The 24,147-nt window shown below is 59.4% G+C and carries 16 protein-coding genes; 10 read left to right on the plus strand and 6 right to left on the minus strand.

Translation table 11 applies throughout. The features are described 5' to 3' along the window. Positions 1–1,270: 1,270 nt before the first annotated feature. Both C2E19_RS29375 and C2E19_RS05395 read left to right on the plus strand, forming a co-directional pair. Positions 1,271–1,975, plus strand: a complete 705-nt coding sequence (locus tag C2E19_RS29375) for a methyl-accepting chemotaxis protein (RefSeq protein WP_372238474.1) — start codon at positions 1,271–1,273, stop codon at positions 1,973–1,975. Between the two features lie 273 nt (positions 1,976–2,248). Beyond that, positions 2,249–2,638 carry a hypothetical protein gene (locus tag C2E19_RS05395; protein WP_129389001.1) on the plus strand — a complete coding sequence of 130 codons (390 nt, stop codon included), beginning with the start codon at positions 2,249–2,251 and terminating at the stop codon, positions 2,636–2,638. Between the two features lie 127 nt (positions 2,639–2,765). Here C2E19_RS05395 and C2E19_RS05400 read toward each other — a convergent pair whose 3' ends face one another. Further along, positions 2,766–3,542: a TatD family hydrolase gene (locus tag C2E19_RS05400; RefSeq protein WP_129389004.1), complete on the minus strand. Its 777-nt coding sequence runs from the start codon at positions 3,540–3,542 to the stop codon at positions 2,766–2,768. Between the two features lie 3 nt (positions 3,543–3,545). Then, a complete protein-coding gene (gene cra / locus C2E19_RS05405; RefSeq protein WP_129389007.1) occupies positions 3,546–4,541 on the minus strand; it encodes a catabolite repressor/activator in 996 nt (331 codons plus the stop codon). A 306-nt stretch (positions 4,542–4,847) separates the two neighbouring features. On the opposite strand from cra, the gene ptsP reads away from it, so the two are divergent. The 4 genes from ptsP (at position 4,848) to C2E19_RS05425 (ending at position 12,136) form a co-directional block, all read left to right on the plus strand. Beyond that, positions 4,848–7,709: a phosphoenolpyruvate--protein phosphotransferase gene (gene ptsP / locus C2E19_RS05410; protein ID WP_129389010.1), complete on the plus strand. Its 2,862-nt coding sequence runs from the start codon at positions 4,848–4,850 to the stop codon at positions 7,707–7,709. Next, a complete protein-coding gene (gene pfkB, locus C2E19_RS05415) occupies positions 7,709–8,650 on the plus strand; it encodes a 1-phosphofructokinase (RefSeq protein ID WP_129389013.1) in 942 nt (313 codons plus the stop codon). Before ptsP ends, pfkB begins: the two co-directional genes overlap by 1 nt. Before the next feature lie 11 nt (positions 8,651–8,661). Then, the gene (locus C2E19_RS05420) at positions 8,662–10,395 is read left to right on the plus strand and encodes a PTS fructose-like transporter subunit IIB (RefSeq protein ID WP_129389016.1); all 1,734 of its coding nucleotides are present in this window, start codon (positions 8,662–8,664) and stop codon (positions 10,393–10,395) included. Positions 10,396–10,594: 199 nt separating this feature from the next. Next, positions 10,595–12,136 (plus strand): alkaline phosphatase, encoded by a 1,542-nt coding sequence (locus tag C2E19_RS05425; protein WP_129389018.1) that lies wholly within the window; start codon positions 10,595–10,597, stop codon positions 12,134–12,136. Between the two features lie 223 nt (positions 12,137–12,359). Here C2E19_RS05425 and C2E19_RS05430 read toward each other — a convergent pair whose 3' ends face one another. Then, on the minus strand, positions 12,360–14,888 hold the full coding sequence (locus tag C2E19_RS05430; RefSeq protein WP_129396090.1) for a sulfite reductase flavoprotein subunit alpha: 2,529 nt from the start codon (positions 14,886–14,888) through the stop codon (positions 12,360–12,362). 208 nt (positions 14,889–15,096) lie between these two features. After that, positions 15,097–17,412, minus strand: a complete 2,316-nt coding sequence (locus tag C2E19_RS05440; protein WP_129389021.1) for a TonB-dependent siderophore receptor — start codon at positions 17,410–17,412, stop codon at positions 15,097–15,099. 207 nt (positions 17,413–17,619) lie between these two features. Between C2E19_RS05440 and C2E19_RS05445 the strand changes: the two genes are divergently transcribed. Together C2E19_RS05445 and C2E19_RS05450 are read left to right on the plus strand one after the other, a co-directional pair. Next, positions 17,620–18,300 carry a Fe2+-dependent dioxygenase gene (locus C2E19_RS05445; RefSeq protein WP_129389024.1) on the plus strand — a complete coding sequence of 227 codons (681 nt, stop codon included), beginning with the start codon at positions 17,620–17,622 and terminating at the stop codon, positions 18,298–18,300. After that, positions 18,297–19,052 carry a tetratricopeptide repeat protein gene (locus C2E19_RS05450; protein WP_129389026.1) on the plus strand — a complete coding sequence of 252 codons (756 nt, stop codon included), beginning with the start codon at positions 18,297–18,299 and terminating at the stop codon, positions 19,050–19,052. Before C2E19_RS05445 ends, C2E19_RS05450 begins: the two co-directional genes overlap by 4 nt. Here C2E19_RS05450 and C2E19_RS05455 read toward each other — a convergent pair. After that, positions 19,022–19,231: a hypothetical protein gene (locus C2E19_RS05455; RefSeq protein WP_129389029.1), complete on the minus strand. Its 210-nt coding sequence runs from the start codon at positions 19,229–19,231 to the stop codon at positions 19,022–19,024. The genes C2E19_RS05450 and C2E19_RS05455 overlap by 31 nt on opposite strands. Positions 19,232–19,523: 292 nt before the next feature. Here C2E19_RS05455 and C2E19_RS05460 point away from each other — a divergent pair, with 292 nt between their 5' ends. Continuing rightward, positions 19,524–21,740, plus strand: a complete 2,217-nt coding sequence (locus C2E19_RS05460; protein ID WP_129389032.1) for an alpha-xenorhabdolysin family binary toxin subunit A — start codon at positions 19,524–19,526, stop codon at positions 21,738–21,740. Between the two features lie 58 nt (positions 21,741–21,798). Further along, positions 21,799–22,668, plus strand: a complete 870-nt coding sequence (locus C2E19_RS05465; RefSeq protein ID WP_129389037.1) for a hypothetical protein — start codon at positions 21,799–21,801, stop codon at positions 22,666–22,668. A gap of 41 nt (positions 22,669–22,709) precedes the next feature. On the opposite strand, the gene C2E19_RS05470 is transcribed toward C2E19_RS05465, so the two are convergent. Next, positions 22,710–23,873: a type III PLP-dependent enzyme gene (locus tag C2E19_RS05470; protein WP_071485924.1), complete on the minus strand. Its 1,164-nt coding sequence runs from the start codon at positions 23,871–23,873 to the stop codon at positions 22,710–22,712. Positions 23,874–24,147 lie beyond the last annotated feature (274 nt).

Genomic DNA, 24,147 nt, shown 5'->3' on the forward strand with positions numbered 1-24,147 from the left:
GAAGTTCAGCCTGATCAGCGTGCTGTTCCTGGTACCGATGCTGGTGACCAATTTTTATCTGGTGCGCGATTCCTATCGTGAATTCCAGGGCACCCGGGTCGAGCTGCAAAGCCTTGATCTGCTGGGGAGCAGCCTGACCCTGCGCCGGGATCTGGAAACCCTGAACAATCTGGTACAGATCAACGTCATCCTCGGCCAGTCCGGCAAGGCCGGCAATGTCGAAGCGAACATCACCAGCCTCGAACAAGCCGTGCTGACGCGTCTGCAAGGGCTGAAGGCGATGACCGACGACCCCGAACAGATCAAGGTTTTCGACGGCAAGCGTGATGAAATGATTGCCGCGTTCAAGGCCCAGCAGACGGAAAACTCGCTGCAAAGCAAAAGCGCGCTGATCGGTAAGTTGCTCACCAGCGCGCAGATTTTCAGCCAGATCATCACCAGCCAGGCTGGCCTCAGTCGTGATAACCAGAGCGATATTCGCCAGCTCAGCGAACTGGTGACGCTGATCACCCCGACGGTGACGCAAACCCTCGGCGAAGGCCGGGCCATGGGCTCGTATTCGTTGGGGCAGGGCTTTCTCAACAGTGCGTCGAGCACGCGTTTCGATGAACTGTTGGTGCAGATCGAAAAACTCCAGGCGGAATACGCCTTGAAGTTGCAGGACGCCCTCGGCTCCAGCAAGGCTGCGCGTGAAACCCTCAGCGTTCAGGCCGACAGCAGCAAGGCGTCGCTGAAGCAGGCGACAGAGCTGTTCGAAGAACACGTGGTGATGGCCGATACCCTCGATGCACCGTGGCAGGCGTTCTACGATCAGGTCACCGGGTTGCTCGACAAGACCTACCAGCTCAACGAAGCCAGCCTGAAATTCCTCGACACGCAACTGCAACAGCGTCTGACGCAAAACCGCACGCACATGACCTTGCAGGCGGTGGCGCTGTCGGTGGTGTTCGTGCTGATTTTCTATCTCTATGGCGGTTTCTACGCCTCGACCCGCACCACCCTCAAACGCCTGGGCGCGATGATGGATAAGGTCGCGGCGGGTGACATGACCGTCAATTTCGTCGCCCACAGCCGCGACGAACTCGGTGAGTTGGGCGAAGTGTTCAACGGCACCGTGAAGAAAATCCACGACCTGATCGAGCGCGTCGGCCAGACCGTTGGCGAAGTCGAGCGTCAGGCCGGACAAGTTGAAAACGTCTCGGCGCAAAGCAATCAGGCCGTCGCCGGGCAGCGCACGCAGATCGAACAAGTGGCCACGGCGATGAACCAGATGTCGGCGACCTCACAGGAAGTCGCGCGCAGTGCCGCCGCCGCCGTGAGCAGCGCCCACAGCGTCAATGATGAAACCGTCAGCGGTCGCGGCCTGGTCGAGTCGCAGCAGGGCAGCATTGCCGCGCTGGCCAGCGAGATCGATCAGTCGGTGCTGGTGATCAATCAGTTGGCGAGTGACAGCCAGTCGATCAGCCGCGTACTGGAAGTGATCAAGAGCATCGCCGAACAGACCAACCTGCTAGCGCTCAACGCCGCGATCGAAGCGGCCCGCGCCGGCGAGCAGGGCCGTGGTTTTGCCGTGGTCGCGGACGAGGTGCGTACGCTGGCCAAGCGCACCCAGCAATCCACCGAAGAAATCGAGCAGATGATCGCCAAGCTGCACGGCGGCGTCGGCGCTGCGGTGAAAGCCATGGGCGTCAGCCATCAGATGGCCAATGGCACGGTCGGGCAGTCGGAGAAGGTCCAGCAGGCATTGGAAAACATCCTCGGCGCGGTCGGCATGATCGTCGATCAGAACCAGCAGATTGCCGCTGCGGTGGAACAGCAAACGGCCGTCGCCCACGACATCGACCAGAACATCGTCGAGATCAACCGCGCCGGCGAGCGCACGGCCCACGGCGCGCACCAGACCGAAGACGCCAGCCGTGCGCTGTCCGCCCAGGTCGTCGAACTCAAACAATTGATCAGCGCCTTCCGCGTCTAACCCCCCCTTGTAGGAGCTGCGGCACGCTGCGATCTTTTGATCTTGTTTTTAAAGATCAAAAGATCGCAGCGTGCCGCAGCTCCTACAGTTACCGGTTACCGGTTACCGGTTACCAATTGCCAGTTTGCTGGGGCACGGTTCCGGTTTTGACTGAATAGTTTGTAGTCTTTTTAGGCTGGCCTCTGTAGGCGAATTCCTGTTTTCCTCCACCCGCTGGATTTTCGCCTTCAATCAACCAGAATCCCTGTCAGACCGTTTTGGAGGAGACTGCTCATGTCCGTCGCAACCCTGGGAGTCCAGGGCCGTTGTGCTCATTGTCAGACCACCCTGCTGCTGAAACCCTGGCAACTGAATGCCATCTCGATCAATGAACCGTTCACCTGCGAGCATTGCCAGAAAACCCTTGAGCTGCGCTGCCCGAAACAGATCAAGCGCTTCAAGTCGCTCGATTCGCTGGCGCTCCTGCGCTTCAGCGCTTCGGTGACGGTGTGTACCGCGCTGCTGGTGGCTTTGGTGATGGAATGGGTCGGATTGCTCAGCGTCACGGAACAACTGAACGCGTCACTGATTACGATCTTTGTGTACTTTCTGGTCGTTCGCTACGCGCGCCATCGTCAGCATCTGACGCTGGTCCTCGAAGCCGCCAAGGCCCACGCCGACTGATTGCTGACCACTGCTCACTGACGACTGTCTGTAGGTGCTGCGGCACGCTGCGATCTTTTGATGTTGCTTGTAAAAACAGATCAAAAGATCGCCGCGTGCCGCAGCTCCTACAGGAGGATGCATCGGGTTACCAGCCGAAGACTTCGCAGCTGTTGGCGGTGCTGGTGTCGGCGAGTTGTTCAGCGGGGATACTCATCAGCTCGGCCAAGGCTGCGCAAATCGCCGGCAAGTGCGCCGGGCTGTTGCGCTGACCGGGGAACATCGCCGGCGCCATGTCCGGTGAATCGGTTTCCAGCACGATCGATTCCAGCGGCAACTCCGCGAGCACCCGATGCATGCGCAACGCCTGCGGCCAGGTCGGGGCGCCGCCCAGGCCCAGTTTGAACCCCAGTTTGATGTATTCGCGCGCTTCTTCACGGCTGCCGGCAAAGGCGTGGATGATCCCGGCGCGCTTGAGCTTGAAGCGCTTGAGGGTGGCAATCACTGCGGCGTGGCTGCGGCGCACATGAATCAGCGCCGGCAATGCAAAGTCCGCCGCCAATTGCAGTTGCGCCTCGAACAATGTCTGTTGCTGCTCGCGATCCAGCGTTTCGACGAAGTAATCCAGACCGATCTCGCCCACCGCACACAGCTGCCGATTCCCGCGCAGCCGGGTCAGCCAATCACCGAGTGCCGTCAAATCTTCCGGACGATGCTGATCGAGATACACCGGATGCAAGCCAAACGCCGCGTACAAATCGGCATCGCTCTGCACCAGATCCCATACCCGTTGCCAGTTGCCCTCATACACCCCCAACACCACCATCCGCCGCACCCCGAGGGCACGGCTTTCGGCGAGCAACGCCGAGCGATCGACGTCAAAGTCGGGGAAGTCGAGGTGGGTGTGGCTGTCGATCAGCTCCACGGCTCAGTCCCGGTGAATACGCTGCTTGAAGGTCCGCGCAATGGCTTGCACGCCAGGCTTGTACTCTGACTGCTCGACCGCCGCCAGCGCCAGTTCCAGCGCCTTGTCGGCGATCAACTGGTGCTGCTGGGCCATGGCGTTGACCGGCAGCGGCAGGAAATCCAGCAACTGCGTATCGCCGAAGGTGCCGAGGCGCAGCGGCCGTGATTTCAGCGGGAAGTCATGCAGCGCATCGAACACGCCCTGCAACAGCACGTAGGAAGTCGTCACCAGCGCGTCGGGCAAATGCCCCAGGCGTTGCAGGAGTTCTTCCATCAATTGTTTGCCGCATTCACGGCTGAAGGCTTCAGCGTGCTCGATCAGCACTTCACCTTTGAAGTCGACCAGCGCCTGTTTGAAACCGGCAGCACGTTCCTGGCTGATGCTCAGTTCAGGTCGGGCGCCGAGCAACACAATCTGCTTGAGTTGTGGCTCGAGCAGGCTTTGCGTCAGGTGCTGACTGGCCTCACGGTCGTCGCTGATCACCGAGCAGAAATACTCCGGCTCCATGACCCGGTCGATGGCAATGATCGGCATCCCCTTGGCCTGCAACTGCCGATAACTGTCATCACCGGCAGGCAGGCAACTGGCAACGATCAGCGCATCGCAACGGCGCGCGCGGAACAGTTGCAGCAGTTGCCGCTCGCTGTCCGGCGCATCGTCGGAACTGGCGATCAACAACTGATAGCCGCGTGCCCGCGCGCCTTGCTCCAGCAGTTTGGCGATCCGCGCGTAACTGGGGTTTTCCAGATCCGGCAGAATAAAGCCCAACGTACGCGTGTGCCGGCTGCGCAGCCCGGCGGCTTGCGGATTGGGCGTGAAGCCGTGCAGATCGACCACGGCGCGCACGCGTTCGACGGTCGCGGTGCTGATGCGTTGCTGTTCGGCCTTGCCGTTGATGACGTAGCTGGCGGTGGTCACGGACACGCCGGCCAACCGCGCGATATCACTGAGTTTCAACCCGGGATTTCCTTGTTTTTGCGAGCTTGCCGCAACATTTTCGCCAATCCTACCCGATTAGGGCAGGCGACTATTGTCGCAACGCATCCGACAAGTTGGACTTCAAGGATGGGACATTATCGAGTAACGTGCCGATCAATCTAGATTAAACGTTTCAGCAAGCGTATTTTCTACGTTTTAGGCGCCTTTGGCCGGTTCTGCCGTGAAACCGCCAAAATTGCTGCTGAAAAGCAAAGCTGACAAGCGCCTAAGCTGCAACCATTCAAAACAATACCTGGCGTCATCCGATGCCAAAAAGGAGATTGCATGCTCGAGCTCACTATAGAGCAGATATCCATGGGCCAATCGGCCGTGGATAAACCCGCCGCCCTGCAATTGCTAGCCAGTCACCTGGTGGCCGATGGTCTGGTTGCCGACGGTTACCTCGCCGGCTTGCAGGCCCGGGAAGCCCAGGGTTCGACCTTTCTCGGTCAAGGTATTGCCATTCCCCACGGAACCCCGGAAACCCGCGATCAGGTGTTCGCCACCGGCGTGCGCCTGATGCAGTTCCCCGAGGGCGTGGATTGGGGCGATGGCCAGATCGTTTATCTGGCGATTGGCATCGCCGCCAAATCCGACGAACATTTGCGCCTGCTGCAACTGCTGACCCGCGCCCTCGGCGAGACCGATCTGGGCCAGGCCCTGCGTCGCGCCAGTTCCCCCGAAGCGCTGTTGAAACTGCTGCAAGGCGCGCCACAGGAATTGGCGCTGGATGCACAGATGATCGGCCTCGGCGTCTCGGCCGACGACTTCGAAGAACTGGTCTGGCGTGGCGCGCGTCTGCTGCGCCAGGCCGATTGTGTGAGCAACGGTTTCTCTGCGGTGCTGCAACAGGTCGAAGCGCTGCCGCTGGGCGATGGTTTGTGGTGGTTGCACAGCGAGCAAACCGTGAAGCGCCCGGGCTTGGCATTCGTCACGCCAGACAAACCGATGCGTTACCTCGGTCAGCCGCTCAGCGGACTGTTCTGTCTGGCCAGCCTTGGCGAAGCGCATCAGGCGCTGCTCGAACGTCTGTGTGCGTTGCTCATCGAAGGTCGCGGTCATGAACTGGGCCGCGCTACCAGCAGCCGCAAAGTCCTCGAAGTGCTCGGTGGTGAATTGCCCGCCGACTGGCCGAGCGCGCGCATTGCGCTGGCCAACGCCCACGGCTTGCACGCGCGTCCGGCGAAGATCCTCGCGCAACTGGCGAAGAGTTTTGACGGCGAGATTCGCGTGCGCATCGTCGACGGTCAGGACAGCGCCGTGTCGGTGAAGAGTTTGAGTAAATTGCTCAGCCTTGGCGCCCGTCGCGGTCAGGTGCTTGAGCTGATCGCCGAACCAAGTATCGCCGCCGATGCCTTGCCGGCCTTGCTCGCCGCCATCGAAGAAGGCCTCGGTGAAGAAGTCGAGCCGCTGCCAGCGGTAAGTCATCAGCGCGAAGTCATCGCCGACATCGCCGAAGTTCTGATCGCTCCGACGTCCGGCGCTCAGTTGCAGGCGATCCCGGCAGCGCCCGGAATCGCCATCGGTCCGGCGCATATTCAAGTGCAGCAAAGCATCGATTACCCGTTGCGTGGCGAGTCCGCCGCCGTCGAGCGCGAACGTCTCAAGCAAGCGCTCAGCGATGTGCGCAGTGACATTCAGGGCTTGATCGAACGCAGCAAAGCCAAAGCCATCCGCGAGATTTTCATCACCCACCAGGAAATGCTCGACGACCCGGAACTCACCGACGAAGTCGACACCCGTCTCAAGCAAGGCGAAAGCGCGGAAGCAGCGTGGATGGCGGTGATCGAAGCAGCGGCGAAACAACAGGAAGCGCTGCAGGATGCCTTGCTCGCCGAGCGTGCGGCGGACCTGCGTGACGTCGGCCGCCGTGTGCTCGCGCAACTGTGTGGCGTGCAGACGCCGAGCGAACCTGAGCAACCGTACATTCTGGTGATGGACGAGGTCGGCCCGTCCGACGTCGCGCGGCTGGACCCGGCGCGCGTCGCGGGGATTCTCACCGCACGTGGCGGCGCCACCGCGCACAGCGCTATCGTTGCGCGTGCCCTCGGGATTCCGGCGCTGGTCGGCGCTGGCGCAGCGGTGTTGTTGCTGGCGCCGGGTACTCCGTTGCTGCTTGACGGTCAACGCGGTCGCCTGCATGTCGACGCTGATGCCGCGACTCTGCAACGCGCCACCGAAGAACGCGACACTCGCGAACAACGCTTGAAGTTTGCCGCCGAACAGCGCCACCAACCGGCACACACCACCGACGGTCACGCGGTCGAAGTGTTCGCCAATATCGGCGAAAGCGCCGGGGTGATCAGCGCGGTGGAGCAGGGCGCCGAAGGCATCGGTCTGCTGCGTACCGAACTGATTTTCATGGCCCATCCGCAAGCGCCGGACGAGGCTACGCAAGAAGCAGAATACCGTCGCGTGCTCGATGGCCTCGGCGGTCGTCCGCTGGTGGTGCGCACGCTGGATGTCGGCGGCGACAAACCGCTGCCGTATTGGCCGATCGCCAAGGAAGAAAACCCGTTCCTCGGCGTGCGCGGCATTCGCCTGACCTTGCAGCGTCCGCAGATCATGGAAGCGCAACTGCGCGCGTTGCTGCGTTCGGCGGACAACCGTCCGCTGCGGATCATGTTCCCGATGGTTGGCAGCGTCGAAGAATGGCGCCAGGCTCGCGACATGACCGAGCGTTTGCGTCTGGAAATTCCGGTCGCCGATCTGCAACTGGGGATCATGATCGAAGTGCCGTCCGCCGCGTTGCTCGCGCCGGTATTGGCCAAGGAGGTCGACTTCTTCAGCGTCGGCACCAACGACCTCACGCAATACACCCTGGCCATCGACCGTGGTCACCCGACCTTGTCGGCGCAGGCCGACGGCTTGCACCCGGCGGTGCTGCAACTGATCGACATCACCGTGCGCGCGGCCCATGCCCATGGCAAATGGGTCGGCGTCTGCGGCGAGCTGGCGGCGGATCCGCTGGCGGTGCCGGTGTTGGTCGGCCTCGGTGTCGATGAACTCAGCGTGTCCGGGCGCAGCATTGCCGAAGTCAAGGCACGCATCCGCGAACTCAGCCTGACTCAGGCGCAAACCCTTGCTCAACACGCCCTGGCCGTGGGCAGCGCCAACGAAGTGCGCGCATTAGTGGAGGCCCTGTAATGGCCAAGATTCTCACCCTGACCCTCAACCCGGCGCTCGACCTCACCGTCGAGCTGGCACGGCTGGACGCCGGTCAGGTCAATCGCAGTGACGAGATGCACACCCACGCCGCCGGCAAAGGCGTGAACGTCGCGCAGGTACTTGCCGACCTCGGCCATCAGGTGACGGTCAGCGGCTTTCTCGGCGAAGACAACCTGCAAGCGTTCGAAACCCTGTTCGCCAAGCGCGGTTTTGTCGACGCGTTCGTCCGCGTGCCGGGCGAGACGCGCAGCAACATTAAAGTGGCCGAGCAGAGTGGGCGCATCACCGACATCAACGGCCCGGGGCCGGTGGTCGATGCCGGCGCGCAGCAGGCGTTGCTCGATCGACTGGTGCAGATCGCACCGGGGCACGATGCGGTTGTAGTCGCCGGCAGTTTGCCGCGCGGGGTCACGGCGCAGTGGTTGCGTGAACTGATCGAACGGCTCAATCAGCTCGGCTTGAAAGTCGCCCTCGACTCCAGCGGCGAAGCGTTGCGCGAAGCGTTGAAAGCCAGTCCATGGCTGATCAAACCGAACACTGAAGAACTCGCTGACGCGCTCGGTTGCGAGGTGGTTTCTCACGCCGCCGAAGCGCAGGCAGCGGCGCGATTGCACGCGCAAGGCATCGAGCACGTGGTGATCTCCCACGGTGCTGACGGTGTGAATTGGTTCAGCGTCGGTTCGGCGCTGCACGCCACGCCGCCGAAGGTCAGCGTCGCCAGCACGGTCGGTGCCGGCGATTCGTTGCTGGCCGGCATGCTCCACGGTTTGCTCAGCGCCGACACGCCTGAACAAACCCTGCGCACCGCCACTGCTATTGCCGCGATGGCGGTGACCCAGATCGGTTTCGGCATCAACGACCGCGCGCAACTGGCGCAGCTCGAACAGGGCGTGCGCGTGCGCCCCCTGACAGAACAATAAGAGGGTTTGTCATGAAGTTAGCCATTGTTACGGCTTGCCCGAACGGCATGGTCACCAGTGTGCTGTGCGCGCGTTTGCTCGATGCGGCGGCGCAGCGTCAGGGCTGGAGCACCAGCGTTGAAGTGGTCGATGCGGCGCACCCGGAACGTGAGTTGTCGGCGGCGACGATTGCGGCGGCGGAGTGGGTTTTGTTGGTCGCCACGGGTGCGGTCGACATGACGCGCTTTGTCGGCAAACGGGTTTTCCAGATTGCCCCGGCGCAGGCGTTGCAGGATGTTGAAGCAGTGCTGCGTCGTGGTGCTGAAGAGGCTGAAGTTTACGTTGCCAGCGCGGCTGAACCGGTTGCCGATGCAGCGCGTGCGCCACGCATCGTCGCCATCACCGCGTGCCCGACCGGTGTCGCCCACACCTTCATGGCCGCCGAAGCCTTGCAGCAAACCGCCAAGCGTCTGGGCTATGAACTGCAGGTCGAAACCCAAGGCTCGGTGGGCGCGAAAACCCCGTTGAGTGCAGCGGCGATTGCTGAGGCAGACGTGGTGTTGCTGGCGGCGGACATTGAAGTCGCCACCGAGCGTTTCGCCGGCAAAAAAATCTATCGTTGTGGCACCGGCATCGCCTTGAAGCAGTCCGAAGCGACGCTGAAAAAAGCCTTGGCTGAAGCTGTTGTGGAAAGCGCGGCGGGCGACGGCAAAGCACCGGCCAGGCAAGAGAAGACCGGCGTCTACAAACACCTGCTGACCGGCGTGTCGTTCATGCTGCCGATGGTCGTGGCGGGCGGCTTGATGATCGCGTTGTCATTCGTGTTCGGCATCACCGCGTTCAAGGAGGAAGGCACGCTGGCCGCTGCGCTGATGCAGATCGGTGGCGAGACCGCGTTCAAACTGATGGTGCCGTTGCTGGCGGGTTACATCGCCTATTCGATTGCTGACCGTCCGGGCCTGGCGCCGGGGATGATCGGTGGCTTGCTGGCGAGCACCTTGGGCGCCGGGTTTATCGGTGGCATCGTCGCCGGTTTTATCGCCGGTTATGCGGCGAAGGCGATCAGTCGATATGTCGCGTTGCCGCAAAGTCTTGAGGCGCTGAAACCGATTCTGATCATCCCGTTGTTCGCCAGCCTGTTCACGGGGCTGGTGATGATTTATGTGGTCGGTAAACCGGTTGCGGGCATGCTCGCGGCGCTCACGCATTTCCTCGACAGCATGGGCACCACCAACGCGATTCTGCTCGGTGTGTTGCTCGGCGGCATGATGTGTGTCGACCTCGGCGGGCCGATCAACAAAGCCGCCTATGCGTTCTCGGTGGGGTTATTGGCCTCGCAGAGTTATGCGCCGATGGCGGCGACCATGGCGGCCGGCATGGTGCCGCCAATCGGGCTTGGCATCGCCACGTTCATTGCCCGACGCAAGTTTGCCCAGACCGAGCGCGAGGCCGGTAAAGCGGCGCTGGTGCTGGGGTTGTGCTTTATCTCCGAAGGGGCGATTCCGTTCGCCGCGAAAGACCCGTTGCGGGTGATCCCGGCAAGCATCGCCGGCGGGGCGTTGACCGGTGCATTGTCGATGTATTTCGGCTGCAAGCTGATGGCGCCGCACGGTGGCTTGTTTGTGCTGGCGATTCCGAATGCGATCAACCACGCGTTGCTGTATCTGCTGGCGATTGTCGCGGGGAGTCTGTTGACCGCCGTGGTCTATGCGACGGTCAAACGCCCGGAAGCCGTCGAGTTGGCCCTGGAACCCACCAAGGCCTGACCGCCCCCACAAACCCCCTGTGGGAGCGAGCCTGCTCGCGAATGCAATCTGCCAGGGACATGTATGTTGACGGGCATACTGCTTTCGCGAGCAGGCTCGCTCCCACATTGGTTGTGTGGTGTGTGGTGTGTGGTGTGTCGGGTGTCATTGCGGGGTCATACAGGCGTGCTTAAGTTTTCCTTTTTTCAGGGAGAACAGCATGAGCGATTTCAACCCCGGTCGTCGGCGTGTCATGCAGGTTGTCGGCGCCGGATTGCTGATGCCTGGCCTGGCGCCAGCGGTGATTGCTTCGGTCAAGGATCGGCCGCAACTGACCGATGGCGTGCAGTCCGGCGACCTGCAAGGGGATCGCGCGATGATCTGGAGTCGCAGCGATCGCCCGGCGCATATGGTGGTCGAGTGGGACACCCGCAGCCAGTTCCGCAATCCACGCCGGCAGGTCTCGGCGCTCGCCGATGCCCGCAGCGATTTCACCGCCCGTGTTGAACTCAGCGGACTGCCCGCCGATCAGGCGATTTTCTATCGCGTGTATTTCAAGGACGCCCGTACCGGTGTCGCCAGTGAACCGTGGCTGGGCCACCTGCGCAGCGCACCGACGGCGCAACGCAATCTGCGTTTCGTCTGGAGCGGCGACACCGTCGGTCAGGGCTTCGGCATCAACCCGGACATCGGCGGCATGCGCATCTACGAAGCCATGCGCCTGCGCCTGCCTGACTTTTTTATCCACAGCGGCGACACCATCTATGCGGACGGCCCGGTGCCTGCTCAGCTCACCACCGAAGGCGGGCGCATCTGGCGCAACCTCACCACCGAAGCCAAGAGCAAAGTCGCGCAGACCCTCGACGACTATCGCGGCAACTACCGCTACAACCTGATGGATGAAAACATCCGCCGCTTCAACGCCGAAGTGCCGCAGATCTGGCAGTGGGACGACCATGAGGTGGTCAACAACTGGTCGCCGGGCAAGCAGCTCGACGAGCGTTATCAGGAAAAAGATATCCACACCCTGGTCGGACGTGCGCGAAAAGCCTGGCTGGAGTATTCACCGATGCGCCTGCAAGCCGCCGACGGTGGCGGACGGATTTATCGCAAGCTGAGTTACGGGCCGATGCTCGATGTCTTCGTGCTCGACATGCGCAGTTATCGCGGCGCCAATGACGACAACCTCGGCGCGGCGAAACCGTTCCTGGGGCGTGAACAACTGGACTGGCTCAAGCGTGGCTTGAAGCATTCCAAAGCCCAGTGGAAGGTCATCGCCGCCGACATGCCGATTGGCCTTGGCGTTCCGGATGGCGAGGTCAGCCCGGGTGTCGCGCGCTGGGAAGCGGTGGCCAACGGGGACCCCGGACCTGCGCAGGGGCGCGAACTGGAAATCGCTGAGTTGCTCGGATTCCTGCGCGCGCAGCAGGTGCGCAATTTCGTCTTCCTTACGGCCGATGTGCATTACTGCGCAGCGCATCACTATCACCCGGACCGTGCGGCGTTTCAGGATTTCGAACCGTTCTGGGAGTTTGTCGCGGGGCCGTTGAACGCTGGCAGTTTCGGGCCGAATCCACTGGATAAAACCTTTGGCCCGGAGGTGGTTTTCGAGAAGGCGCCGCCGACGCAGAACGCGTCACCGTTTGCCGGTTTCCAGTTTTTTGGCGAGGTGAATATCGAAGGGCAGAGCGGGGAGATGAGTGTGGTGTTGCGCGATTTGAATGGGGTGGCGGTTTTTGAGAAAAAATTGCAGCCGGTTTGAAGATCAGGAGCGACCCTCACCCCAGCCCTCTCCCCGAGCGAGAGGGGGCCGACCGAGGTGTCTGAAGAGGTACGTCGACCTGAAAGACCGTGTCGATTATGAGATTGGATACAAAGCCTTTCTCGATTATGGATTCGGTGAAGCACGTTCAGGTCGGCGTATTGCGTGAATCTCCCCCAATCAGTCCCCTCTCCCTACGGGAGAGGGTTAGGGTGAGGGGCTCTTAATAGACATCACGCCGATATCGACCCTGCTCGATCAACCGCTCCACTTCGGCTAGCCCGAGAATGTCGTTAAGCACCTGATCAACCCCCGAGGCCATCCCCTGTAGGCTGCCGCAGATGTAGATCACCGCACCGTCCGCCAGCCATTTCTTCAATTCAGCCGCCGACTCACGCAGGCGATCCTGCACGTAAATCTTCTCGGCCTGATCCCGCGAAAACGCCAGATCGAGTCGCGCCAGATCACCATTGACCAACCACTCTTCCAGCTCCGCACGGCAAAGGAAATCGTGCTCACGATTACGCTCACCAAACAGCAACCACTGACGCTGCTGACCATCGGCAATCCGCGCCTTGAGCAGGCTGCGCAGCCCGGCCAGACCGGTGCCGTTGCCCAACAGAATCATCGGCACCGGCGTGTTTGGCAGGTGGAATCCACTGTTGCGGCGCACGCGCAGGCTGATACTGCCGCCCACTGGCGCGTGTTCGGTCAACCAGCCAGAACCGATGCCAAGCGTGCCATCGGCGTGTTGTTCCTGACGCACGATCAACTCCAGCACACCGTCGGCGGCAATCGAGGCGATCGAGTATTCGCGCATCGCCAGTGGCACCATCGCATCGACCAGCGCCTGCGCGTGCAGACCGACCAGATGTGCGCGGTGTTCCGGTAACTGACGCGAAGCCAGTGCGACTTCCAGCGGCTCGTCGAGGCCATTGATTTTCACCGAGGTTTCGCCACGAATGCCGAGGCCGTCGAGGAAATGTTCGATGGCCCACGGGCAGTTGCGCGGCAGCACTTCGACCAGATCACCGGCCAGCCAGCTGCTGGTGTTCGGTGCGCTCAGGCCCAACAGGTAAACCGGCGAACCGCTGCTGTCCGGGTTCATCAGTTCGCGGCGGGTCAGCGTCCAGTTGTCGTAGCTCGGCGCTTGCCAGGTATCGACTGGCGCTTGTCCGGTGAGCAGGCCCAGTTGCGTTTGCCAGTGGCGCAATGCGTATGGATCGCCGCTGTCGACTTCTACGGGGGCAAACAAGGTCTTGCCGCCGTGTTCGCTCAACCATTGATGCAGGCGTTTGGCGAAGCCGCAGAAGTACTGATATTGACGATCGCCGAGACCGAGCACCGCGTAGTTCAGGCTTTCCAGTGTCGAGGCTTTGCCCAGCACTTTGCGCTCGAAACCACGGGCGCTGTCCGGTGCTTCGCCGTCGCCAAAGGTGCTGACCACAAACAGCGCGTTGTTCGATTCACGCAGATCCTGCTCGCTGACATTCGCCAGCGGCTGCACTTTCACCGGCAATCCGGCGGCCTGCAATTGCCCGGCAGTCTGCCACGCCAATTGTTCGGCAAAACCGCTCTGGCTGGCGAAACCGATCAGCCACGCTGAAGCATCACCGGCCGGTTGTTCGAGACCTTTGCGCGCGTCCTTGATGTGCTTTTTCTTGCGTCGGCGATCGAGGTATAGCAGCCATCCGGTGATGAAAAACAGCGGCATGCACACCGCAGCGATCGTGATGATGATCCGTCCGACGAGGCCGAAATAGCTGCCGACGTGCAGCGCATAAATACTGGTCAGCAGTTGCGCCTTGACGCTCTTGTCGGCGTAGCGGTCGACGCGTTTGACGATGCCGGTGGCCGGGTCGAGGGTGATCTGGTTCAACGCGCGATCATGCGGCGAGCTGTCGAGCAGGTAGAACACCGTCGCCGGTTGGCCGGCGACTGGCGGCATGCGGATGTTGTAGGCAGACAGGCCCGGGCCGGCGGCGCTGTAGATGCTGCTCCACATCGCCGCGTAATCGGCAGTTGGCGCCGGGCCTTCCGGCGCTGGTCCGCGACCGCCGCGTACACGTTCGTTTTGCGGTGCGTCGGAAAGCAGTTTGGTCAGGCCCTTGTTGTACCACTCGTACGACCACGACAACCCGGTCAACGCCAGCAGCAGATAGACCAGCAGGCACCAGGTGCCAGCCACCGAGTGCAGATCCCAATTGAACGCACGACCGTTTTTCTTCCAGTCCAGCGTCAGCCACGCGCGCCAGCTGTTCCACTGACGCGGCCAGCGCAGGTACAGGCCGGAGAGGCAGAAGAACAGCAGAATCAGGGTGCAGGCGCCGGTGATGTTGCGGCCGGTATCGCCCATCGCGAGGAAGCGGTGCAGTTGCAGCATCAGGCCGAAGAAATCCTGGCCGACGGCATCGCCCATGAACTCGCCGGTGTACGGATCGAAGTAGCGCATCTCGCCGCGACGTTCGCCCTTGGGCGGCGTGAAGTAGACGCGCGCGGCGTTGCCGCTGTCGGTCTCGACCCAGAGCATCGACACGGTCTTGCCCGAGGTGGCTTCGATGCGCTCCACCAGCTCCACCGGAGGCAGTACCCCGGCAACCTGTTTCTCCACTTGCAACACGGACGGGTTCAGCGCCCGCAGGATTTCGTCCTGAAACGAATAGGTCGCGCCGGTGATGCCCATCAGGGCCAGCACCAGCCCTGCGGTGATGCCAAAAAACCAGTGCAACTGGAACAGGGTTTTCTTCAACACGTCACTCGCCGTCCGTTCGAAAATAGTCTTCACGGCGCGCATTATGCCGTGGGTTATCGAGAAGCGTTCTTTATTACGCAGAAAAGCCCCGCCAACTGAATGAACGGGGCCCACTGTTTTTGTAGGAGCTGCCGAAGGCTGCGATCTTTTGATTTTGCTTTTAAAGATCAAGATCAACAGATCGCAGCGTGCCGCAGCTCCTACAGGATCAGAAGTGGAAATTGGTGCTCAACAGCGCCGTACGGCCCGCCGCCTGGTTGGCGAAGTGGGTCGAGAAGGCTTTGTCGTAGTAGGTTTCGTTGGTCAGGTTCTGCACGTTGAGTTGCAGGTCGACGTTCTTGCTCAGCTTGTAGGCCGCCATCGCGTCGTAACGAACATACGAATCGACCATGGTGGTGTTGGCCACGCTGCCGAATACGTCGTCAACGTAGAACGCACCGCCGCCGATGGTCAGCTTCGGCGTGACCTGGTAAGTGGTCCACAGGCTGGCGCTGTTTTTCGGCGTGTTAGGCAGTTCATTGCCATCGTTGGCCCGGCCCAGTGGACCGCCGTCGACTTGTTCGCTGTCCATGTAGGCGTAACCGGCGAACACTTGCCACTTGTCGGTGATCTTGCCGCTGGCCGACAGTTCGACACCTTGCACGCGGGTTTTGCCGGCGTTTTCGTAGGAAGTCGTATCGACTTGCACACGAGCGTTTTCTTTCTCGGTGCGGAAGATGTCAGCGGTCAGCGACAGGCGATCGTTGAGCAGATCCCACTTGGTACCGATCTCGTAGTTCTTGGTGGTTTCCGGCTCCATGTCGCTGCTCAGCAGGTTGCCGTTGCGATCCGGAGTGCCGCCCAACGGGTTGCCGTCCATGCCTTCGCCCAAGGTGCTGCCCGGCGGGGTGGCCGAGGTGGCGTAGGAAGCGTAGATGCTGCCGTTTTCCGCAGGCTTGTAGACGACGCCGAACTGACCGGTGACGAACTCGCTGGTGTCAGCCCCTTTGGAGGTGGTGTTGCCAGCGTTGTTGTAGCTCTTGTAGTCGGTGTCGAAGTGGTCGTAACGCAGACCCATGTTCAGCAGCCATTGCTGGTTCAACTCCAGGGTGTCGAACACGTACAGTGCGTAAGTGTCGGCCTGAGTGTCGGTGCCGGCGTAGTTGCGCGAGATCGCCCCGTTCCACGGATCGTTCGGGTTCGGGTTCGACAGCGAGGTGCAGTTGTAGCCACTGGCTGCGCCGATCAGGCCCGGGTTGCAGTTGGTGGTCACGGCGCTGGTGCGCGGCGTGGTGTCGGTGTTGACGTTGTACGAGGACTTCTGGCTTTCCTCACGGGTGTACTCGACGCCCGTGGAGAAGCTGTTCTTGAAGCCAGCCACGTAGAAATTGCCGAACAGATCGGTCTGGTTGGTGGTGGTCTCGGTGTTGCTCACCCGAGTGTTGGCACGACGCCAGACGCTGCCGTTGTTGACGTTGCCCTTGCTGTCGTCCGGTTGAGTCAGGATGTAATCCTGCATGCTGGTGCCGTGACGCAGGGTGTTCTTGATCGTCAGCGAGTCGCTCAGGTCATGCTCGATGGCGAAGGTCGCGGTGTCGGTACGACCCTTGCGGAAATCGCGATCCAGACCGTAGAAATTGCTGTGGTCGCCACCGGCGTAAGGCTTGTCCGGATTGGACTTGGTACGTGCCGCCGAGCCGCCGGTCGGGATGGTGTAAGGGATGCCCGAATCCGGGGTGTCGTTGCTTTCGAGATGGTAGTAGTCGAGGTTGACGCGGGTGTCGGTACCCAGGCCAAACGCGAGGGACGGGGCGATACCCCAGCGGTCGTAATCGACCTTGTCGCGACCGGCGACGTTGCTCTCGTGGCTCATCAGGTTCAGACGGCCAGCAGCGGTGTCGCTGAACTGGTAGTTGCCGTCGAGGGTGTAGCGCTGGGTTTGGTCGGAACCCCAGGTGAAGCCACCGTCGAACGAGTTGCCCAGGTGCGCTTTCTTGCTCACCAGGTTGATGCTGCCGCCTGCCGCGCCACGACCGCCGATGGCGGAGTTCGGGCCCTTGCTGACTTCAATGTTTTCTACGGCGAAGATCTCGCGGCTCTGCGAACCGGTGTCGCGCACGCCGTCGAGGTAGGTGTCGCCCTGCGCGTCGAAACCGCGAATGAACGGACGGTCGCCCTGCGGGTTGCCGCCTTCACCGGCGCCGAACGTGATGCCCGGTACGGTACGCAGCGCGTCCTGCATGTTCAGGGCGCCAGTGTCTTTCAAGACTTGTTGCGGAATAACCGTCACCGAACGCGGTGTGTCGACCAGCGGTGCGGTGTACTTGGGCGAGGAGGCTTTCTCGACCTGGTAGGACGTTGGGTCCTGCGCTTCGCCGTTGATGGCGGTGGCGTCCAGGGCGATGGCATTGCCGGAGGCTTTGCTGTCGGTTTTTTCGGCAGCGAAGACCATGTGCCCGGCGGAGCCGGCGGTTATCGCTACGCCAATAGCCGAGGCGAGCAAACGTGGTGAACTGACCGGTAATTGTGCTTGTTGACGTGCCATTGTAATTCCCCTCCCCAAGGATTTGAGGCGGCGGAATATAGGGTAAACAGGTATTCGTATCAATTGCGAAACATTGCTAACTGCACTGAATTTACATTCTTTACAATTTAACCTTACGGTTTTTGCCAGTTCATTCGTCTCTCGGGTTTTACACGGCCAATAAGAATCAATACCATTGCCGCCTCTTTGCCATCAGGTGACATCGCCATGCTGCTGCACATCCCCGCACTGTTCGCGAAAGACGAGGTGCAGCGCATTCGCCAGGCACTGGAGCAGGCAGATTGGGCCGATGGCAAGATCACCGCTGGCTTTCAGTCGGCCAAGGCCAAGCACAATTTGCAATTGCCTGAAGGCCATCCGCTGGCCAAGGAAATCGGTGCGGCGATGCTTGAGCGGCTATGGAAAAATCCGTTGTTCATGTCCGCCGCGTTGCCGCATAAAGTCTTCCCGCCGTTAGTGAACTGTTACACGGCAGGCGGCAGCTTCGACTTCCATATCGACAACGCCGTGCGCCAGCCCAAGGGCAGCATCGAGCGCGTGCGCACCGATCTGTCGGCCACCCTGTTCTTCAGCGAACCTGAGGATTACGACGGCGGCGAACTGGAAATCCAGGACACTTACGGCACCCAACAAGTGAAATTGCCCGCCGGCGACATGGTCTTGTACCCCGGCACCAGCCTGCACAAGGTCAACGCGGTTACTCGCGGCGCGCGCTATGCGTCGTTCTTCTGGACACAAAGTCTGGTGCGCGAAGACAGTCAGCGCGCGCTGCTGTTCGAGATGGACGGCGCGATCCAGCAACTCACGCACGACCTGCCCGATCATCCGTCGCTGATTCGCCTCACCGGCACCTATCACAACCTGTTGCGTCGCTGGGTCGAGGTATGAGTTTTCAGATTCGTCGTGAGGAAGTCCTCGACGGCGCGCAACTCAGCGCGATGCTCGAAGAAAGCCCGGCTCGCGCGGCACAGGCGATTCTGCTCGCAGCGGGTGAAGGCGTTGTCGAAGCGCAAGCGTTACTCGGACAGATTCTGCTGGATGGCCAAGGCATCGCGCAGGATCAGGCGCTGGCGCTGCGCTGGTTTGGCATCGCGGCCGGGCGCGGCCATCTGATGGCGCGCAACATGCTGGGTCGTTGTCATGAACATGGTTGGGGTTGCGCGGCGGATGCTGTGGTTGCGGCAGCGCATTATCGAATAGCTGCCGAGGCCGGGCTGGATTGGGCGATGTACAACCTGGCGAATCTGTTGGCCACCGGTCGCGGTGTGTCTGAGGACCAACCTCAGGCCCTCGCCCTGTATCGACGCGCCGCTGAAGTCGGGCACGCCAAATCGATGAATCTGCTCGGACGTTATCTGGAGGAGGGGCGGGCGTGCCCGATGGATCGGACAGCGGCACACGATTGGTATCGACGTTCGGCTGAGGGCGGGGATTTTCGCGGACAGTTCAGTCATGCAGCAATCCTGGCCGAAACGGGGCGAATCGAAGAAGCACTGCAATGGCTCGCCAAGGCGCTGGTGATCGGTAATGCGAAGTTCCTGCAGGTCAGCAGCGAGTCGCTGCTTGCATCTGCGCATCGACAGATACGCACCATGGGCGCTGAGTACCGTCAGCGACTATCAGCCCTCGGCGGCGAATAGAGCTTGCGTGTATTTTCAGCCTGAGCGTTCGACTCATCGACCTTCAGATTGGCCAAGGCTTGCAGACTTTCACTCAGTTCGTCGGTATCCAGGGCGGTAATCGCCGAATTTATGCTGTTGGCCGCCGTTAGATCGAGGTCGTTGACGGCAGCATTCAGACCGATCAATTCCGGTTGCACGTTAAATTCTTTGAACTTGTGTTTGAGTCCTTGGGTTAAAGCTGTTTGTGCTGTAGGTGTATGAATTGAGTGTGACTTGTTGTTTGTTGTTTGTTGTTTGTTATTCTTTTTTGGGTTTTTTTTGAATTAAGTGTTTGTGAGAGTATTTTCTTTTAATATTTTATGGGTTGTGTGGTGTTGTTGTTCGTAATAAGTTGGTTGTGGCGTTGATTGATTCGCATATGGAATGATCAGGTCAATGTCGTGAATAAATAATCAATATTGGAACTCGAAGAAGACAAGGAGTCTCTTGATGGTACAAGTGTTAAATAGCAAGGTGGTCGAAGCCGCCACCAAAGCCCCAATGATTTTTGTGAGTGCCTCTTTGGGTGAGGGTGAGGAGTACAACCGGGAAACCGGCATACAGCTGACGAAAGAACAAATCATCAGCCTCAGGAAATATGAAACTCTGGGCTTGTCCCTGCCGATTCAACTGAACGATGTCACTGCCTATTTGAACTATGGTGCCGGTGATGACGGCGGCACAGGGCGTACTGCCCGCGATTTTCTGCGCACCTTCAGCATGACTTATCAGCATGCGCGCCGCTGGTCGCCCTTGCGCGAGAAAATCATGCTGACGGGAACCGATCTGAAGATATTTGCCGGCAGTATTATTCGCACCGGTACTGCCATTGTCGAAGTCTATGAAGAGTTGAAAGTTTCGAAGTATCTTGATGAACATGATATTTCCTCCGTTGAAGAATATCTGAAACTTCAACGGCAGATTCCGGGACTTCCTGATCTTGAACTGGCACCGGGTGATGTCACGGACATCCGCAGCTATTTGAATGATCTTTTGAGCAAGATCCGGGTTTGTCACCAGAAAGCTCAACAAGTCCGTGGGGAACTGGACAGCTTCGGCATCGATATGCGTGAAACCGTCCTGCCGGAAATCAAGCTGCGCCTGGAGTTCGTTTCGAGGAATACCTACGCGGCCGATATCAAAGCGCTGCAGGGGCAAATGGATCAGCGTTCTGCTGGAATCGATGAGTTGAACAAGCAGTACGAAAAGCTTGTTCAGGAAGCAATCAAGGCTGCGGCAACCTTGAATATCGGCGGCTTGGTGATGGGCATCTATCAAGGCGTCAAGGCAGAACAGATACGCCGTGAACGCAATGCATTGAAGCTGCTGCAGCAAGCAGATAACCAGAAGATGGCCAGCAGGAATCAAACGCTGAGCTCTTTAAACAAGGTCCGCGACGATCTTCAAAACCTGAGTTATGTCGCGATCGAAGCCGAAGTGGCCACCCAGAATCTCATGCTGGTCTGGAACGCACTCAGTGATTATGTAAGCGGCTCTATTGCTGAGGTCGCAAAAATCGACGAGGCCGCGTCGTTGCGACGGTTCAAGAATCAGATCATCGATATCGTCGCACCTTGGGAGCAGATCAAATCCAGTGCCGATCAGTTGCTTGCGGTGTTTGCAGAGGCCGATAAGGAGTACGAAAAAAATAATCTTGGAATTCGGAGTCGAACAGCAATGTATGGTTTATCAATCAGCGCCGCTCAGCCAGTGTTCAATATGGGCAAGCTGCGCGGGCACAATGCTTCGGTGCAGCAACTGAACACTTCTGTGCAGATGCTTCACGAGCAATTCGATTACATGCCGGGCATTGTTGGCTCCATGAATGGTGTGGCGCTGGCAGTGGGCAAGACTACTTTCGAGTTGCGTGACAAAGCTCAGAAAATCAGTATCAACATGGTCAACGCCGAAAGAAAACTGAAATCCTATCAGGCGGAACTTGGCTCCCCCGAAGATGCGGAGGAGGTGCGTGAAGATATGGAGGCGGAACTCAAAGACCTCTCCGCTAAAGTCAAATCGCAAACTCAGGATTTCCAAAGTATCCACAAGAGTTTTGGCGCACCCTATGATCGTAACGCCACGGCGGGACATCTGATTACCCTGGCCAGTGAACTAGCGGACACTGAGGAACTCAAGAGCGTCTCCGAGGATAAACTGGCAAAACTCGTTACCGAAATGAAGTCTGTCTCGGAAGCGATCGATCTGATCACCAAAGCCGGCATCGAAAAAATCGGTGCGGAAGCCCGATTGTCGCTCGATAGTCTCAAGGCGCTCGGTCTGGCTCCGCCGCAGGTCCAAATCGCCCTGTTGGCTATCGATACCTTGAAGAAGTTGATTGCCGGTATTGGGGAGACCATCTCCTTTCTGAACATGCTGGCCGCCCATCGCAGGCTCAACGAAAGAGCGCTTGAACTGCGCGCGCAATTGCAAAAACACGACAGCGATATGGCCCGCATTGCCGGGCGCATTGAGCTGGTCAATACACTGGACGAACTCGACGATGAGCGATCGAAGTACGCCTCTGAATTCGCCAATCTGGTTGATGACTTCGAACTGCTCTCGCTCGATTTCAGTCAGGACACTGCATTGCCGGTGGAAGATCGTGCGGACAAGGCCATTGCAAAAATCGCCGAGGCCGTTGCCTTTCTGAAGACCATTTCTCAATAACCAGGAGATGAGGAGGTGGGCGTTCAGACTTCCACCTCCTGCATAGGGAATAGGTTCAATGAACTATGAGTTTTCTACGCAGCAACGACGCGTGTTCGACCGCTATAGCCGCTGGCTCGGCATGTTGGTAGCGACGTTTGACAAGTCCCCACAGGTATTTGAAGCACGCAGGCAAAGCGGCCACCAACGAGCTGCCTTGTCTTGGGATACGCGCCTGAACCGCGTGCCCTTTTATGAGGAAACCCTGCAAGGGCACTGGAAGCGTGTTGGAAATATAAGAACTCTGGTCAGTCGTTACGTCGATGATCTGACGACATTTCGACGCGAATCTTTGGAAATAACGCAGAGGAGCTCCAGAAGCGAGCCTCTCGCTCAAGTCGACTGCAGAATTTACAGCCTCTATCGCTCGACGAACTGGGGTGGAAATCCGCCCAACAGCGTGAGATCTCTGGTCCAAGAGTTGGGGCGCCGCTTCTGGAGTCTGAGCGGAGAGACAACGCCGACGCATGGCATGATCGACACGATGGGTGAGGCCATATTCGGATTGAATGCGGCATTTTTACGAATCATGGATTCGCCGTCGTGTGCGTGTCATTCGCAACCGACTGTCGCGCAAGAGCTATTCAAGAATGCTGTCACGATGCCTGCCTGGGACATTGCTTACTCTTCTGCAGAGCCTTCAATCAGGGCGAGGGAGTATCAAGCCGATGTGGCGCGGCTGTTCAACGATTTTGTACTGTTGAATACTCAAATGGGCGTGTTCGTCAAGGAGATCACCCTGCGCGCGACAGGCTTGGGCAATGAACTCTCGCAAACTGAAAACATGACCACCATGGGCATGCTGAACTTCAAGAACGAATCAGCTCTGGCAGGGGCGCAAGAGCTTTTGCAGATGTTGAATCACTTCGAAAACTGGCTCAAAAAATAAAAAAGGCCCAATCATGGGCCTTTTTTTTCAAGCGATACCGATCACACGTAATACGACTTCAGCGGCGGGAAGCCATTGAATTCGACCGCGCTGTAACTGGTGGTGTAGGCCCCGGTCGACAACCAGTACAACCGATCACCGATCGCCAGGTTCAGCGGCAAACCGTACTTGTAGTTTTCGTACATGATGTCGGCGCTGTCGCATGTAGGGCCGGCGATCACCACTTCTTCCATCTCGCCTTTCTTTTCGGTCCAGATCGGGAACTTGATGGCTTCGTCCATGGTTTCGATCAGGCCGGAGAACTTGCCCACATCGGTGTACACCCAACGCTCGACGGCGGTGCGCGACTTGCGTGCGACCAATACCACTTCGCTGACCAGAATACCGGCGTTGGCGATCAGCGAGCGGCCCGGTTCCAGAATGATTTCCGGCAGGTCATCACCGAAGTCTTCTTTGAGGAAACGGATGATTTCTTCGGCGTAGGTTTCCAGGCTGTTGGTGCGGGTGATGTAGTTGGCCGGGAAGCCACCGCCCATGTTGATCAGCTTCAGATGAATGCCGTCTTCTTCTTTCAGTCGTTCGAAGATCACTTTGACCTTGGCGATCGCCGCGTCCCAGACGCTGATGTCACGCTGTTGCGAGCCAACGTGGAAGGAGATGCCGTAAGGCACCAGACCCAGATCGCGAGCGAGAATCAGCAGGTCCATGGCCATGTCGGTCTGGCAGCCGAATTTGCGCGACAGTGGCCAGTCAGCCGTGGTCGAGCCTTCGGTGAGGATGCGCACATAAACTTTCGAACCCGGTGCAGCCTTGGCGATGTTGCGCAGGTCGGCTTCGGAGTCGGTGGAGAACAGACGCACGCCCTTCTCATAGAAGTAGCGGATGTCCTTGGATTTCTTGATGGTGTTGCCGTAGCTGATACGGTCGGCGCTAACGCCGCGATCCATCACCTTGTCCAGCTCGTAGATCGACGCGATGTCGAAGCTCGAGCCTTTGTCTTTGAGCAGGTCGATGATCTCGACGGCCGGGTTGGCCTTGACCGCGTAGTAGACCTTGGCGAATTCGAAACCGGCGCGCAGGTCATCGTAAGCCTGGCTGATCATCGCGGTGTCGATCACCACGAACGGGGTTTCCTGTTTGTCGGCGAACGCCTTCATTTTGTCAAAAGTGGCGCGCGCGAAATAGTCTTCGACATTGATCGACATGCTGGGAACTCCTACTGGCAAACTAAGTTAATCAATGGGTGCAAATGAACGCCCTCCGTATCCCCACTTTGGTTCGCCTACTTCCCAAGGCATGTCGCCGAAAGCAAAAAGGCCATGGGGCGTAGCCCTTGGCCTTGCTGTCTCGTCGTCAGTACTTGAGCCGGATGGATCGTTTCCAGCATGGACGTTCGGCGCGAACTTTAGGGCGTGAGGGGCCTGAGATCAACTAAAAATGTCGCGTTTTTGCACGCTTCTGACGTGCGTCGCGTTCAGC

It is taken from the genome of Pseudomonas sp. DTU12.3, from assembly GCF_004124275.1.
GTDB lineage: Bacteria > Pseudomonadota > Gammaproteobacteria > Pseudomonadales > Pseudomonadaceae > Aquipseudomonas > Aquipseudomonas helmanticensis.